Below are 14,323 nucleotides of genomic sequence, written 5' to 3'. Positions count from 1 at the left end.
CTGCAGGGGAATAGCAAAAAGGCCGTAGCGAGTAGACTACAGCCTCTTTCATGTATTACATTCAATTTAAGCGAGTTGTGCTGTTTTTTCAGTTTGCATTTCCGGTGAAACACGGACAATATCCGCTCCGAGTGCTGCAAGTTTACCGTGGAAGTTGACGTAGCCGCGGTCCAGATGCGATAGCTCTGTGACACGTGTAACGCCTTCTGCTACAAGGCCGGCTAAAATAAGCGCTGCAGCTGCACGCAAATCTGTCGCCGCTACTTCTGCCCCTTGAAGTTCAGATGGACCCGTGAGAATAACGGATCTGCCTTCAATTTTAACGGCTCCATTCATACGTCGGAATTCTTCTACATGCATGAAACGATTTTCAAAAACAGTTTCAGTTAAAACACCTGTACCCGTTGCCGTCAGCATCAATGCCATCATTTGAGATTGCATATCCGTTGGGAAGCCAGGATGTGGCATTGTCTTCAAGTCAACAGACTTTAATGGCAGCTGTGCAGTGATACGTACACCTTCATCTAACTCTGTAATAACGACACCCATTTCACCTAATTTAGAGATTAGCGCAGCATTATGTTCAGGAACAGCGTTGTCAATAATGACGTCGCCACCTGTAATGGCTGCCGCCACCATGAATGTACCTGTTTCAATACGATCCGGTATAATATGATGCGTTGTGCCGTATAATTTCACTACACCTTCAATTCGGATTGTGTCCGTACCAGCCCCAACAACTTTTCCACCCATTTCATTGATAAAGTTCGCAAGGTCTACAATTTCAGGTTCCTTTGCCGCGTTTTCAATGATTGTTGTGCCTTTTGCCAAAGCGGCAGCTGTGATAATATTTTCGGTCGCCCCTACACTCGGAAAATCGAGATAAATTTTTGCGCCCTTCAAACCACCTTGAGCTCTCGCTTCAACATGTCCATGACCAAATGAAATTTCTGCTCCCATCGCTTCAAAGCCTTTTAAATGCTGATCGATTGGGCGTGAGCCGATTGCACAACCACCTGGAAGAGCAACTCTTGCGTAACCGTTACGCGCCAAAAGTGGTCCCATGACGAGAATCGATGCACGCATTTTGCGTACATATTCAAAATGTGCCTCATCAGACAGCGTGCCTGTTGAGTCGATGATCACTTCATCTTTTTCTGGGAAATGCTCCACTTTTGCATTTAAACTTTTGAGTACTTCATTAATCGTTCCAACGTCTGAAAGATTTGGTACATCACGTATTATATTTGGTCCTTCTGATGCGAGTAATGCAGCTGCAAGTATTGGTAATACTGCATTTTTAGCACCCTCCACTCGGACATTTCCTCTTAGAACACGTCCACCGTTAATAATAATTTTATCCAAAGTAAGTCCCTCCGACTCCTAAGTTGTAGCCATACATATTATAGACATTTATCGACATTTTCTTATTAGATATTTACCATGAAAACATATTCTATTTTACATTGCCCACGCATAATAAACAAGCGGCGTCAGGGCTATTTTCTGAACTAACTGCTAAGTAGTCTATACTATGTATAGTTTTGACGTTTTGTGTCATAACAACGAATGGTCAATTTCATGCCATCGCCCCGTATATGCATCATTTAATCAATCATGCCTCGGCGTGATTGTGTTGGGATTTTGAATTGTGCTTATCTAAGTGCCTTAATTTCTGCAAAAAACGCAGAAACACGGCAAATCGAACCCTTTGCTGTTCGATTCACAATTAGCTCCCCTCAAAATCCCTAACATCCGCCGGATGCTTAACTTGAATCAGCAGCGGACTTCTGCTGATTCAAGTTAAAAAGCTGTCATATACGCGGCGATAACATGGATTATTTTGCATTGTCGTTCAAAAAGCATAATTATTCAGGTGAAATTAAAAAATTACTCAAACATAAATGGGAGCCTTCCTGACCAATAGGATATCTCCAAAAAGAAATTTGATACGGACGAACCGATTGCTACGCTAAGTAAAATAAACAAAAGCTGCGCTTGCATCACGTGATTCTTTTTAATTATTTTTTCCGGCATAATCGCCTGTAGTGCAAAAAAGGAAATACCGATGAAAAAAATATGTGACACAATTGCGAGCAAAGGTTGAAATGCTAACATACCGGTCATACTTCAGCCTCCTGTAAACGCGATAAAAGGCGGACAGAAGAAACTTATTCCTCTGCCCGCCATCATCAACAACTCATTTTTTTCTTGTTTCGTATACATTGATACGAGTGATGGCACGTTTTAGTTCAAGTTCCGCCAATTTGTAATTACTTTCATCTTTTTCAGCGCTCAATGCATCTTCCGCACGTTTCGCTGCAGCTTGTGCACGAGCGATATCGATAGATGAAGCCATTTCTGCACTTTGTGCCAAGACAGTAACAACATCCGGACGGACTTCAAGGAAACCACCATGTACCGCTATATGTTCTGTCGCGTCATCCTTCTTCAGACGAAGTGCACCAATTTGAAGTGGTGCAACCATCGCAATGTGGCCGGGAAGGATCCCGATTTCGCCTGCTTCAGTAACTGCGATGACTACATTCGCTTCAGTTTCACAAACAGGGCCGTCGGGAGTGACGATATTGACTTTAATTGTCTTCATTTGTTTCCCCTCCTGGTCGCTTAATTCAAATTCGCCTTGGCGAATTTGGCGCAGATTTTATCGAGCAGGGCTCACTAACTCCCTTGAAAAATCTGTCGCATCCGCCGGAGGCTTTAATTTAAAATAGCGGGGTTACCTGCTATTTTAAATTAAACTTCTACGCCCATTGCTTTTGCTTTTTCGATAACTTCCTCGATACGCCCAACAAGTCGGAATGCATCTTCTGGAAGGTGATCGTAGCGACCTTCAAGGATTTCACTGAAGCCTTTAACAGTTTCAGCTACAGGCACATAAGAACCCTTCTGTCCTGTAAACTGCTCTGCTACGTGGAAGTTCTGTGACAAGAAGAATTGGATACGACGCGCGCGTCCTACTACCAATTTGTCTTCTTCGCCAAGCTCATCCATACCAAGGATTGCAATGATATCTTGAAGTTCGCGGTAACGCTGAAGCGTCTGTTGTACTTGACGTGCAACTTCGTAATGCTCTTCGCCAATGATGCTTGGGCTTAGTGCGCGTGAAGTTGAAGCAAGTGGGTCAACCGCTGGGTAGATACCCATTTCAGAAAGTTTACGCTCAAGGTTCGTCGTTGCGTCAAGGTGAGCAAACGTCGTTGCAGGAGCTGGATCCGTATAGTCATCCGCAGGAACGTAGATCGCTTGGATAGATGTAACAGAACCGACGTTTGTCGATGTGATACGCTCTTGAAGCTGACCCATTTCCGTTGCAAGTGTTGGCTGGTAACCGACCGCTGATGGCATACGACCAAGCAGTGCCGATACTTCAGATCCCGCTTGTGTGAAGCGGAAGATATTATCGATGAACAGAAGAACGTCCGCGCCTTTTTCGTCACGGAAATATTCTGCCATTGTCAAACCTGTTAGAGCAACACGCATACGTGCGCCAGGTGGCTCGTTCATTTGACCGAATACCATTGCCGTTTTGTTGATAACGCCAGAATCCGTCATTTCATAGAACAAGTCATTTCCTTCACGAGTACGTTCTCCAACACCAGCGAATACCGAAATACCACCGTGTTCTTGAGCGATGTTGTTGATCAATTCTTGGATAAGAACTGTTTTACCTACACCCGCACCACCGAAGAGGCCAATTTTACCACCTTTGATGTATGGAGCTAGTAAGTCAACAACTTTTATACCCGTTTCAAGAATTTCAACTTCTGTTGAAAGGTTTTCAAATACTGGAGCTAAACGGTGAATTGGGTCGCGACGGTCTGTTGCCGGAATTTCCTCACCAAGGTCAATAATTTCTCCAAGTACGTTAAATACGCGTCCTAGTGTTACGTCACCTACTGGAACTGAAATCGCAGAACCCATATCGTCTACGACTGAACCACGTTGTAGGCCATCTGTTGATGACATTGCAATTGTACGTACAGTATCGTCCCCAAGGTGAAGCGCGACCTCAAGTGTCAACGTTTCAGGCTCAGTGTTTGGACGAGTAATCTGGACCTTCAATGCGTTATAGATCTCAGGAAGTTGACCGTTTTCAAACTTAACGTCAACAACCGGACCCATTACTTGAAGTACATGTCCTTTATTCATACTTTTCCCTCCTGTCTTACTTTTGCCGTACTAATTCAGCTGTATATACTGAACTAAAGAATCCAATCAATCGCTGATTTCCGTTCCGGGCGGACGCTTTCCGCGGGCACGGCTTCAGCCGCTTCCCTCGCTACGCTCAGTCCAGGGTCTTCAGCTCGCGCTGTTCCCGCTGGAGTCGCCGCCCTCCACTCCAATCAGCTAAATAGTGTGGGAATCAAAAATTCAAATTATATATTATTCGAGAGCTGCGACGCCACCGACGATTTCTGTAATTTGTTGAGTAATCGCGGCTTGTCGTGCACGGTTGAATGAAAGTGTTAAAGAATCTATTAAGTCAGCTGCATTATCAGATGCAGTTTTCATCGCTGTCATACTTGAAGCATGTTCACTTGCCTTGCCATCAATCAGCGCACCGAAAATAAGGCTTTCTGCATATTGAGGGAGAAGCACTTCAAGAATTTTTTCGCCTGAAGGCTCAAACTCATAGGAAGTCGTTGCCGATGCCGATATGACGTCTGTGAGCGGAAGCAATTTCTTTTCCGTCACTTCACTTGAGATGGCGGAGACAAAGTGGTTGTAATACAAGTACACTTCATCGTACGCGCCTTCTGTGAACATGCCAACAGCTCGATTAGCGACTTCTTTTATTTCGTTGAATGAAGGGTGATCACTAATTCCTTCGAGGCTTTCGACAATATTGAAATCAAGACGTTGGAAAAATTCAAGACCTTTCCGTCCGATTGCAATAATCATCACTTCATCTTTCGACGCATGACGTTTTTCGATTGCATTTTTAACCGTGCGTAGGATATTGGCATTATAGCCACCTACCAGCCCACGATCCGAAGTAATTACGATGTAGCCCGTCTTTTTAACAGGACGAGATACGAGCATTGGATGACCTGAGTCACTTGTACCTGCAGCAATTGAGCCTACAACTTCTTGAATTTTCTCCATGTAAGGAACGAACGCTAGAGCGTTATTCTCTGCACGTGTCAATTTAGAAGCCGAAACCATTTGCATTGCTTTGGTAATTTGACTTGTTTTCTTCGTCGATTTAATACGGTTTTCTATATCGCGTAATGATGCCACTGACATTTCACCACCTTATCGTTTTTTAGATCAAGAATCGTTTTGGCGTTGTTGTCAAAACCGTTTCCTTACTTATTCTGCTGCGACAAAGAGTTGCTTGAACTCTGTAATTGCTGCTACCATTACGTCGTCTGCTGGAAGATCCTTTGTCTTGCGAATATGATCATATACGTCAGTGTGGTTCGTTTCAAGCCAGCTTAAAATTTCGCTTTCGAAACGTAAGATATCTTTTACTGGAACATCGTCAAGATGTCCACGCGTTAATGCGTAAAGCACGACAACCTGTTGTTCCACTTTGAATGGTTTGTTCAAATCTTGCTTCAAGATTTCAACTGTACGCACACCACGGTCTAACTTCGCTTGTGTTGCAGAGTCAAGGTTAGAACCGAACTGTGAGAATGCTTCCAGCTCACGGAATGCTGCAAGGTCAAGACGCAGTGTTCCCGCAACTTTCTTCATTGCTTTAATCTGTGCTGAACCACCTACGCGTGATACGGAAAGACCAGGGTTAATGGCCGGACGTACACCCGAGAAGAATAGGTCAGACTGAAGGAAAATTTGACCATCCGTAATCGAAATTACGTTTGTTGGAATATAAGCCGAGATATCCCCTGCTTGTGTTTCAACGAATGGTAATGCTGTAATTGAACCTGCACCAAGTGTATCGTTCAACTTCGCTGCACGCTCAAGAAGGCGGGAGTGAAGATAGAAGACGTCACCAGGATAAGCTTCACGACCCGGAGGACGACGAAGTAGCAAGGACAGTTCGCGGTATGCTGCTGCTTGTTTAGATAGGTCATCATAAACGATTAGCACGTGCTTACCGTCAAACATGAATTCCTCAGCCATTGTTATACCTGCATAAGGTGCAAGGAATAGTAGTGGAGCTGGTTGTGAAGCAGAAGCTGTTACAACGATTGTATAGTCAAGCGCACCGTTCTTACGTAATGTTTCAACAACACCACGAACAGTAGATTCTTTTTGACCAATTGCAACATAGATACAAATCATATCTTGGTCAGCTTGGTTCAAAATTGTATCGATGGCAACAGTTGTTTTACCTGTTTGACGGTCACCGATGATCAATTCACGCTGTCCACGACCGATTGGAACTAGTGCATCAATCGCTTTAATACCTGTTTGAAGTGGCTCATGAACGGATTTACGCGCCATTACCCCTTGTGCAGGACTTTCAATTGGACGTGATTTTGTTGTTGCAATCGGACCTAGTCCATCAACTGGTTGTCCTAGTGGATTGACAACGCGTCCAATCATTTCTTTACCAACTGGTACTTCCATAATACGACCTGTACGACGTACTTCATCGCCTTCTTTAATGTCTGTGTATGGGCCAAGGATAACGATACCTACATTGTTCGCTTCCAAGTTTTGCGCCATACCTAGAACACCTGTAGAGAACTCAAGAAGTTCTCCGGCCATGACGTTGTCGAGGCCATGAGCTAGTGCGATACCGTCACCGATTTTAATAACTGTACCTACTTCGCTCACTTTCAACTCAGATTGATAATTTTCAATCTGCTGTTTTATGAGAACGCTGATTTCTTCAGCTTTGATGCTCATGCATGTCACCCCTCAAATTTCAGTTTTATGATCCGATAAGATCCCGTTTCAGACGTTCAAGCTTCGCGCTTACGCTGCTGTCGTAAATCTGATTGCCAATTTGGAGACGTACGCCACCAATTAGCGCTGGATCGATGATGTTATCAATTTTCAAGGACTGTTTACCAACTTTTTGTGCGAACGCACTTGAAATGGATTGGCTGATTTCATCTGTAAGTGGCAGTGTAGAATACACTGTAGCTTCAGCGACACCCGCGGAATCATTTGCAAATGTGTTAAACTCATCGACAAAGTGAATCACTTCGTTCATGCGTTTCCCGTCAAGCAGGACGTACAACGTATTCAAAATGAGCTGATTTGCTCCCTTGAATAAGTCTGTAAGCAATTCTTTCTTTTTTGCCAATGGTAATTTCGGAGACTCAAGCAATTGCCCAAGTCCTTTATTGTCTTGGAAAACCTTTTTCAATTCTTGAAGTTCTTCTTGAATTGAAGTGAGTTGCCCATTTTGTTGTGCAAGTTCGAATAAGGCGAGTGCGTAGCGTTTTGCTGCAATCGATTGGCTCATCGACCCTCGCCTGCCTTCGCAATCGTCTCTTCAATCAATGCGCGGTTATCGTCTTCAGAAATTTCTTTCCCAAGAACTTTAGACGCTGCAAGGATGGAAAGTGATACGAATTCTTCGCGGACTGCTGCAACAGCTTTGTCCTTTTCTGTCGCAATCTCAAGCACTGCTGCTTCTTTCATGCGGTTTGCTTCTGCACGCGCAGTGACGATTAGTTCATCACGCTGTGTTTCACCTTGCTTACGAGCATTTTCAACAATCGATTGAGCATTTTCACGTGCTTCTTTTAGCAACTCGCGTTGTTCTTCAAGAAGTTTTTGTGATTCCAAACGACTTTTTTCAGCTGCATCGATTTCATTTGAAATCAATTGAGCCCGTTGATCCATGATGCCCATTAGTGGTCCCCATGCGAACTTTTTAAGAAGTAACATGAGTATCGTGAAGAACGCCACTGTAACGATAATATCGCCGAGGTTAAGACCATCTGGGTTATTTAATTTTGCCAATCCACTAGCAGCTCCACTATCTGCTGCCAATAAGGAGAAGGTATCCAAAAACACGATTGTTTCACTCCCTTCAAGAGCTTTTGTCTTTTAAAATATGGATATTTCATTCATTTACATAAAGGAATGGCGAAGGACTACATAGTATGTTCTTCGCCATTAGATATCGTTACTTTGTAGCGTATTACTTATTGGTTCATTACGATAAACGCGATAACTGCTGCGAAAATCGGAACAACTTCAACAAGTGCAACACCGACGAACATGTTTGTTTGAAGAATACCGCGTGCTTCTGGTTGACGTGCGATTCCTTCTTGAGTTTTTGAAACGACTAGACCTGCACCTAAACCTGCTCCAAGTGCTCCTAAACCGATTGCGATTGCTGCTGCTAATAGACCAACTGAACCTACCATTATTGTTTCCTCCTAAGAATTCCTGTTTTTTGTTTTGTCGCCCGGTTATCCGGGCATTATATGCTTAATGGTCTGTTGCCACTTTGTGTGACATGTAGACCATCGACAACATAACGAAGATAAATGATTGGATCCCCCCGACGAAAATCGAGAAGCCCATCCAAGCAAGAGACGGTACAACCGCTCCTACCAATCCAAACATGCCTGATGTTGCAAGTCCAGCTAGGAGTCCTAGCAAAACCTCACCGGCGTAGATGTTACCATAAAGACGCAGACCGAGTGTCAGCGTATTTGCAAATTCCTCAATGACTTTGAGCGGTGCAAGGAAAGGGAGTGGCTTAAGATAGCCTTTTCCGTATTCTTTCAAACCCGTCATCTTAATACCGTAATAGTGTGTAAGGGCTATGACCGTAGCTGCGAGTGTCAGTGTAACTACAGGGTCCGCAGTCGGTGATTTCCACCAAAGGTCCCCTTTCCAATAGATTGCCATTGGAAGTCCTAGTACGTTCGCTACAAAGAGGAACATGATAAGCGTGATTCCTAATACGTGGAATCGTCCACCTGTTTTCCAGTCCATATTACTCTTGATAATCCCTTTAACGAAATCCATAACCCATTCAAAGAAATTCTGCATTCCCGTCGGCTTTAGCTGCAAGCTACGTGTAGCGAAAATCGCGATGAGGAAAACAATTAGACATGTGATGAATAGCATTAGGACGTTTGATAGGTTGAATGTCATTTCAAATGCTGTTCCTTCGAAAGCCGTGCGTAACGGATTTCCATGTTCCATTTTCATTCACCTCCCTCTTGCATCCAGAATTAAGTCGAATTTTTTCGTATCGCTTCACATTCGTGAGAAAGCTTTATTGATGCCTTACATGGTATATGATCCTCTCCACTAGTAGGAGAACGTAAGGTATCGCAAAACCGATAACTGTACTGATCAGGTCGAAATGTTCTGGCATCGCGGTCGCAATTGCAGCCGCAGCAACACCAGATGCAAAACGCAACACAGTTCCAAGCGATAAACTATGCTTACCTTCCGCAAACTTCTGTTCAGTCTTCTCCATTTTTCGAAGAAGAATCCAAAAATTATACAATCCAAACAGTGAGCCGAGTATTAAACCTGCAAAAACTGTCTTGAAATCAGTAAATCCCCAACCTAAAACGAACAATGCTAGACAAAAAAAGAGAGCCTTCTTTTGCTTTTTATAAATTTCTTGCAAGGTTTGCATGGTAGGTTATTCTCCTGACTCGTATTTTAGGATTGTACGGTGCATTGTGGCTACTTGTTTATATGTAGTCACAAGCCAAACACACGGAAAAGCGAGGGTGGCTCTTGTTTCATAGTTTAGCCAAATACAGGCAAAACTTTGAAAAAGATAAAACCAATAAGTTGCGCGAGTAGCGTCGAACAGTAGGTAATTTGGCAAATAATACGATGAGCCTAACGTGTCTATGATTGACAACTAGGAGCATCCCTACATTTTCAACATAATCAGATAGGATGATAGAGATATCTTAACACTGTTAGATGTAATGTCGTTTCAATTATATATGAAACCCCTATCATTCTTATCCTTTGTAAGCATACAATAGGCGAAAATTGATGTCAATTGATTCCCGTGAAATTCTTCACAAAGTGTTCGTTTTGTCAAACATTCGACAAATTTGCAATGCAAACGTAATATATTCGGAAGCAATTTTCGGATTCAGGATAAATAAGGGATTCCCCTAAGACTGCTAGTTGTCGTTACTTTTGGGAACTGGGCTACCTATTGAGGAAACTCGGCTACCTCGGGAGAACTGGACTACCTATTTTGCAAAACCAGTTACCGATTTGCAGAACTGGGATACCTTCCGATAAAACTCGGCTACCCCTAGGGGAGAACTCGCCTTCTAAATTTCTATAGCAAAAAAAAACGACCGAGTTGCTCGGTCGTTTTTTTGTTTATTTTTCAATAGAATTTAGATACTCTTTCAATGCTTCAACGATTCGTTCAGAGGCATGTCCATCACCGTAAGGATTGGACGCTTTGGCCATTCTTGAATATTCCGCTTCATCAGTAAGGAGCGTATCTGTCAGTGTAAAGATTGTTTCTTCATCCGTTCCTGCCAGCTTCAGTGTTCCAGCTTCAATACCTTCTGGACGTTCAGTCGTATCACGCAGGACGATGACTGGCTTGCCAAGTGACGGCGCTTCTTCTTGAATACCACCTGAATCAGTCAAAATAATATGTGAGCGTGCAGCAAAGTTATGGAAGTCAACAACTTCAAGCGGCTCGATTAGATGGACGCGGTTATTGTTGCCAAGAAGCTCATCCGCCACTTCACGAACTGCTGGATTCATGTGAACTGGGTAAATTACCTGAATATCATCATATTTCGCAAGTAGTCGATTAATAGCACGGAACATATTGCGCATTGGTTCACCGAGGTTTTCACGACGGTGCGCTGTGAGCAGAATAAGTCTGTCAGTCCCAATCTTGTCAAGAACAGGATGCGAATATTCCTCAAGCACAGTTGTCTGAAGTGCATCAATCGCTGTATTGCCTGTGATATAAATACGATTTTCTGGTTTTCCTTCATTCACTAAATTGCGTGCCGACTTTTCTGTCGGTGAAAAATGAAGATCTGCGATAACGCCTGTTAGCTGTCGGTTCATTTCCTCTGGATATGGAGAATATTTGTCCCATGTACGAAGCCCTGCTTCCACATGCCCGACTGCAATACGATTGTAGAAAGCGGCTAGGCTTCCTATGAAAGTCGTTGATGTATCGCCGTGAACGAGCACGATATCCGGCTGTGCTTCTTTCATAATCCGATCGAGACCTTCCAATCCGCGCGTTGCCACGTCTACAAGCGTTTGTCGATCCTTCATGATATTCAAATCAAAATCAGGTGTGATGCCGAATGTTTCCAGTACTTGATCAAGCATTTCACGATGCTGCGCTGTAACTGTCACAATCGGTTCAATATCATCCGAATGCTTTTGTAGTTCCAGTACAAGCGGAGCCATTTTGATCGCTTCTGGCCTCGTACCAAAAATCGTCATCACTTTCCATTTCTTTTTCAAAATATCCACGCCTTCCCTATCATTTTGTACCGAATAGTCGATCTCCAGCATCGCCAAGTCCTGGTACGATGTAACCTTTTTCATCAAGTTTTTCATCAAGCGCCGCAATGTAAACGTCTACGTCTGGGTGCGCTTCCGTCAACGCCTTCACGCCTTCTGGTGCCGCAATTAGACACATAAACTTAATGTTTATTGCTCCACGACTTTTCAATGAATCAACCGCTGCAATAGCGGATCCGCCCGTCGCAAGCATCGGATCGACAAGGATAAAATCCCTTACCGATACGTCAGAAGGCAGCTTCACATAGTATTCGACTGGCTGCAATGTTTCAGGATCGCGGTACAATCCGATATGACCCACTTTTGCTGCTGGAATTAAGTTCAAAATACCGTCTACCATACCTATGCCAGCACGTAGAATTGGCACAATGCCCAGTTTCTTTCCTGCAAGCACTTTCGATTTAGCCATACAAACTGGCGTTTCGATTTCTACTTCTTGAAGCGGTAGCTCGCGTGTAATTTCATATGCCATGAGTGTTGCCACTTCATCAACAAGCTCCCGGAATTCTTTTGTTCCTGTGTTGTTATCACGTATGTACGTCAGTTTGTGTTGGATTAGTGGATGATCAAAAACATGTACTTTCGGCATATATATTCGCCCCTTTTCAAAATGTCCTGTTCATTATAACAGATATGAGCCGATTCGGGCACACCTAACACCCCATGTTGATCATCTTACTTTTCACTGAGTAGTCGGTCAATTTCAAGCAAAGGCTTTGGTTTATAATAGTAAAAACCTTGCCCTACTTTACAGCCTAACGCACGCAATATTTCCCCTTGCCACTCTTCTTCAATTCCCTCTGCGACCGTCGAAAAGTTCAATTTGGTAGCCAATTGGATAATCGTCTCAACAACAGCAAGTGTAGCTGGTTCACCAATTGCATTGATAAAACTACGGTCAATTTTTAATTCGCTTAAAGGGAGTTGTGGTAAATAGCTCAAAGATGAAAATCCAACACCAAAATCATCTACGGATAATTCAAAGCCCACCTCATGCAATTCCAGGAATATCAATTTCGCCTTGAGTACATCTGTTAAGCCAATACTCTCCGTCAATTCTAGCTTAATATGATTTGGTAAAAGGTCGTATGTCGCAATCTGCTTTTGCAGATCCTCTACAAATGTCGGCGCAAAGAAATGCTGGGCAGAAATATTGACGGCAATCTGATACATTTTTTTGCCAGCTTGGCTTCGCTGTTGTAGCCATTCCATTACTTTCGATAAAATATGAACTTCTAAGTCAATTATTCTACCGATATTTTCAGCAGCTGGAATGAATAAGGAAGGTGGCACTTATCCAAGTGTAGGTGAGAACCAACGAGCCAATGCTTCAAAAGAAATGACGCTACCGTCCTGCAAATCTACCTGCGGCTGAAGATAGACTTCAATTTCATTGGTCAATAACGCCTTCGATAGCTCATTGAAAACCTTCATTTCTTTTCTCGTTTCTTCATACTGCAAGTCCTTATAAAAGGAAATAGCATTCCCTGATTTTTTCTTCGCATCGGACAATGCCGTATCAGCGCGACGTAGTAAGCCCTCGCCACTAAGGCCTTCTTCCAATAGTGCAACCCCTATTTTCAAAGTGATAAACATTTCCTGACCCGCAATCATAAAAGGTTTAGCAACGAGCTGATTAAGTTCGATAATATAAACTCCATTGTCCCCCGGCAAAGGCTCATTGGTGAAAACAAGCGCTGAACTAGCAAAACGTCCAACAAAGTTAGGTCCCCCAATCCCCACTCGCTCAATGCGTCGGCTCAGCTGAATGAATAACTCATCAGCTGCTTCCCCTCCATACAAATCCACAATTTTGGTATATTCACCCGGCTCAATAATCGCAGCAAAATGATTCCGTCCATCCCGCAGATCTTTCTCAAATTTTCTCAAAAACGCATGACGATTTGGTAGTCCTGTTTCCGGGTTTGTGTAGGCAAGTCTATAATACTCAGCCTGCTGGCCATAAAAGATTTTTGTCGTTTGAATAATTGGGATAACTTTTTCCATAAATCCAATTTGCACTTCGGTCGGCTTCCTCGTTTTCTGACTAAATATCGTTACAAGTCCACTAACATCCCCATCGCTGTCCACTATCGGCATCGACAATTCGGAATAAAATCCGCTGAGATGACTCGTTTCTTGCCCTTCCCGTACAATCAACTCCCCTGGTACGTACACATTGATATATGCATCCTCAAGTAGCTCATCTATTAAATGCTGCGGCACATCATCTGCCGCTCCAATATACCAATTCCCTTCTTTCTCCTTGAACAAAATCGAACAGACTGCATCTTGCCAAAAGAAGGATTGGATGACATTCGCGATTTTTTGGATAAGGCTTGTCGGTTGCTCACTCTCATTAATACCTGCAAAAATACCCTCTTGAAGTTTGAGTAAAATTTCACCCTTTTTCCTCTCCGTCGTATCTAGGTAAAACGCTATTGTATATAAATTATCGCCACGTTCGTCGATAATCGGTTGAATCACTAGCTCATTCCAAAAGGGTGTACCATCCTTTTTATAGTTGAGTACTTCTGCCTTGGTCGATTGTCCATTCATAATTTCTTGAGCAGTTTTTCTAATTTGCACCATATCCGTGTCCTCACCATGCAAAAAACCCAAATTACTACCAATAATCTCTGAAGCAGTATAGCCTGTCATTTCAATATAAAACTCATTAGCGAAAACGACTACCAAACCTTTGAAGCCAATCCAATAAGATTCTTTTCTCTTTATTAGTCGCTTGAAGATTATCCATCGACTTTCCCCCCTCATGACTCAGTCTTTCAACTTAGGTATTATTACACAATCCACATCTATGAAAAATAAGCCGCCATCATATGATAGCGGCTTATTCTATTAT

The 14,323-nt window shown here is 43.1% G+C and carries 15 protein-coding genes; all 15 read right to left on the bottom strand.

Going from position 1 to position 14,323, the window contains the following annotated elements:
• Nucleotides 1-66 precede the first annotated feature (66 nt).
• Nucleotides 67-1,365, bottom strand: coding sequence for a UDP-N-acetylglucosamine 1-carboxyvinyltransferase (gene murA / locus MKZ10_RS05135; RefSeq protein ID WP_342508486.1), 1,299 nt, complete (start codon nt 1,363-1,365; stop codon nt 67-69).
• A 525-nt stretch (nt 1,366-1,890) separates the two neighbouring features.
• A complete protein-coding gene (locus MKZ10_RS05130; protein WP_342508484.1) occupies nt 1,891-2,127 on the bottom strand; it encodes a DUF1146 family protein in 237 nt (78 codons plus the stop codon).
• A gap of 73 nt (nt 2,128-2,200) precedes the next feature.
• Nucleotides 2,201-2,608: a F0F1 ATP synthase subunit epsilon gene (locus tag MKZ10_RS05125; RefSeq protein WP_342508483.1), complete on the bottom strand. Its 408-nt coding sequence runs from the start codon at nt 2,606-2,608 to the stop codon at nt 2,201-2,203.
• A 149-nt stretch (nt 2,609-2,757) separates the two neighbouring features.
• Complete coding sequence (atpD, locus tag MKZ10_RS05120) at nt 2,758-4,173, bottom strand: F0F1 ATP synthase subunit beta (RefSeq protein WP_342508482.1); 1,416 nt, start codon at nt 4,171-4,173, stop codon at nt 2,758-2,760.
• 234 nt (nt 4,174-4,407) lie between these two features.
• Nucleotides 4,408-5,265 carry an ATP synthase F1 subunit gamma gene (gene atpG / locus MKZ10_RS05115; protein ID WP_342508480.1) on the bottom strand — a complete coding sequence of 286 codons (858 nt, stop codon included), beginning with the start codon at nt 5,263-5,265 and terminating at the stop codon, nt 4,408-4,410.
• Between the two features lie 72 nt (nt 5,266-5,337).
• Nucleotides 5,338-6,846, bottom strand: a complete 1,509-nt coding sequence (gene atpA / locus MKZ10_RS05110) for a F0F1 ATP synthase subunit alpha (RefSeq protein WP_342508478.1) — start codon at nt 6,844-6,846, stop codon at nt 5,338-5,340.
• A 25-nt stretch (nt 6,847-6,871) separates the two neighbouring features.
• On the bottom strand, nt 6,872-7,411 hold the full coding sequence (locus MKZ10_RS05105) for a F0F1 ATP synthase subunit delta (protein ID WP_342508476.1): 540 nt from the start codon (nt 7,409-7,411) through the stop codon (nt 6,872-6,874).
• On the bottom strand, nt 7,408-7,914 hold the full coding sequence (gene atpF, locus MKZ10_RS05100) for a F0F1 ATP synthase subunit B (protein ID WP_342510025.1): 507 nt from the start codon (nt 7,912-7,914) through the stop codon (nt 7,408-7,410). Before atpF ends, MKZ10_RS05105 begins: the two co-directional genes overlap by 4 nt.
• A gap of 185 nt (nt 7,915-8,099) precedes the next feature.
• Nucleotides 8,100-8,324, bottom strand: coding sequence for a F0F1 ATP synthase subunit C (atpE, locus tag MKZ10_RS05095; protein ID WP_342508474.1), 225 nt, complete (start codon nt 8,322-8,324; stop codon nt 8,100-8,102).
• A 64-nt stretch (nt 8,325-8,388) separates the two neighbouring features.
• Nucleotides 8,389-9,114 (bottom strand): F0F1 ATP synthase subunit A, encoded by a 726-nt coding sequence (gene atpB / locus MKZ10_RS05090; protein WP_342510023.1) that lies wholly within the window; start codon nt 9,112-9,114, stop codon nt 8,389-8,391.
• A gap of 73 nt (nt 9,115-9,187) precedes the next feature.
• Nucleotides 9,188-9,559 (bottom strand): ATP synthase subunit I, encoded by a 372-nt coding sequence (locus tag MKZ10_RS05085; RefSeq protein WP_342508472.1) that lies wholly within the window; start codon nt 9,557-9,559, stop codon nt 9,188-9,190.
• Between the two features lie 716 nt (nt 9,560-10,275).
• Entirely contained in the window at nt 10,276-11,400 is a 1,125-nt protein-coding gene (gene wecB, locus MKZ10_RS05080) for a UDP-N-acetylglucosamine 2-epimerase (non-hydrolyzing) (RefSeq protein ID WP_342510021.1), read from the bottom strand.
• Nucleotides 11,401-11,419: 19 nt separating this feature from the next.
• Nucleotides 11,420-12,049, bottom strand: coding sequence for a uracil phosphoribosyltransferase (gene upp, locus MKZ10_RS05075; protein ID WP_342508470.1), 630 nt, complete (start codon nt 12,047-12,049; stop codon nt 11,420-11,422).
• Nucleotides 12,050-12,135: 86 nt separating this feature from the next.
• Nucleotides 12,136-12,753: an EAL domain-containing protein gene (locus MKZ10_RS05070; protein WP_342508468.1), complete on the bottom strand. Its 618-nt coding sequence runs from the start codon at nt 12,751-12,753 to the stop codon at nt 12,136-12,138.
• On the bottom strand, nt 12,754-14,235 hold the full coding sequence (locus tag MKZ10_RS05065) for a PAS domain-containing protein (RefSeq protein WP_342508466.1): 1,482 nt from the start codon (nt 14,233-14,235) through the stop codon (nt 12,754-12,756). It lies immediately after the preceding gene.
• Between the last annotated feature and the right edge of the window lie 88 nt (nt 14,236-14,323).

Origin of the sequence: Sporosarcina sp. FSL K6-2383, assembly GCF_038618305.1 — a bacterium.
Lineage (GTDB): Bacteria > Bacillota > Bacilli > Bacillales_A > Planococcaceae > Sporosarcina.
This window is presented reverse-complemented; position numbering and strand designations above follow the sequence as displayed.

Excerpts from the sequence above, each read along its gene's own strand:
- MKZ10_RS05130 (WP_342508484.1), bottom strand. The coding sequence starts at position 2,127 with ATGACCGGTATGTTAGCATTTCAACCTTTGCTCGCAATTGTGTCACAT.
- MKZ10_RS05125 (WP_342508483.1), bottom strand. The coding sequence starts at position 2,608 with ATGAAGACAATTAAAGTCAATATCGTCACTCCCGACGGCCCTGTTTGT.
- atpD (WP_342508482.1), bottom strand. The coding sequence starts at position 4,173 with ATGAATAAAGGACATGTACTTCAAGTAATGGGTCCGGTTGTTGACGTT.
- atpA (WP_342508478.1), bottom strand. The coding sequence starts at position 6,846 with ATGAGCATCAAAGCTGAAGAAATCAGCGTTCTCATAAAACAGCAGATT.
- MKZ10_RS05105 (WP_342508476.1), bottom strand. The coding sequence starts at position 7,411 with ATGAGCCAATCGATTGCAGCAAAACGCTACGCACTCGCCTTATTCGAA.
- atpE (WP_342508474.1), bottom strand. The coding sequence starts at position 8,324 with ATGGTAGGTTCAGTTGGTCTATTAGCAGCAGCAATCGCAATCGGTTTA.
- atpB (WP_342510023.1), bottom strand. The coding sequence starts at position 9,114 with ATGGAACATGGAAATCCGTTACGCACGGCTTTCGAAGGAACAGCATTT.
- MKZ10_RS05085 (WP_342508472.1), bottom strand. The coding sequence starts at position 9,559 with ATGCAAACCTTGCAAGAAATTTATAAAAAGCAAAAGAAGGCTCTCTTT.
- upp (WP_342508470.1), bottom strand. The coding sequence starts at position 12,049 with ATGCCGAAAGTACATGTTTTTGATCATCCACTAATCCAACACAAACTG.
- MKZ10_RS05065 (WP_342508466.1), bottom strand. The coding sequence starts at position 14,235 with ATGAGGGGGGAAAGTCGATGGATAATCTTCAAGCGACTAATAAAGAGA.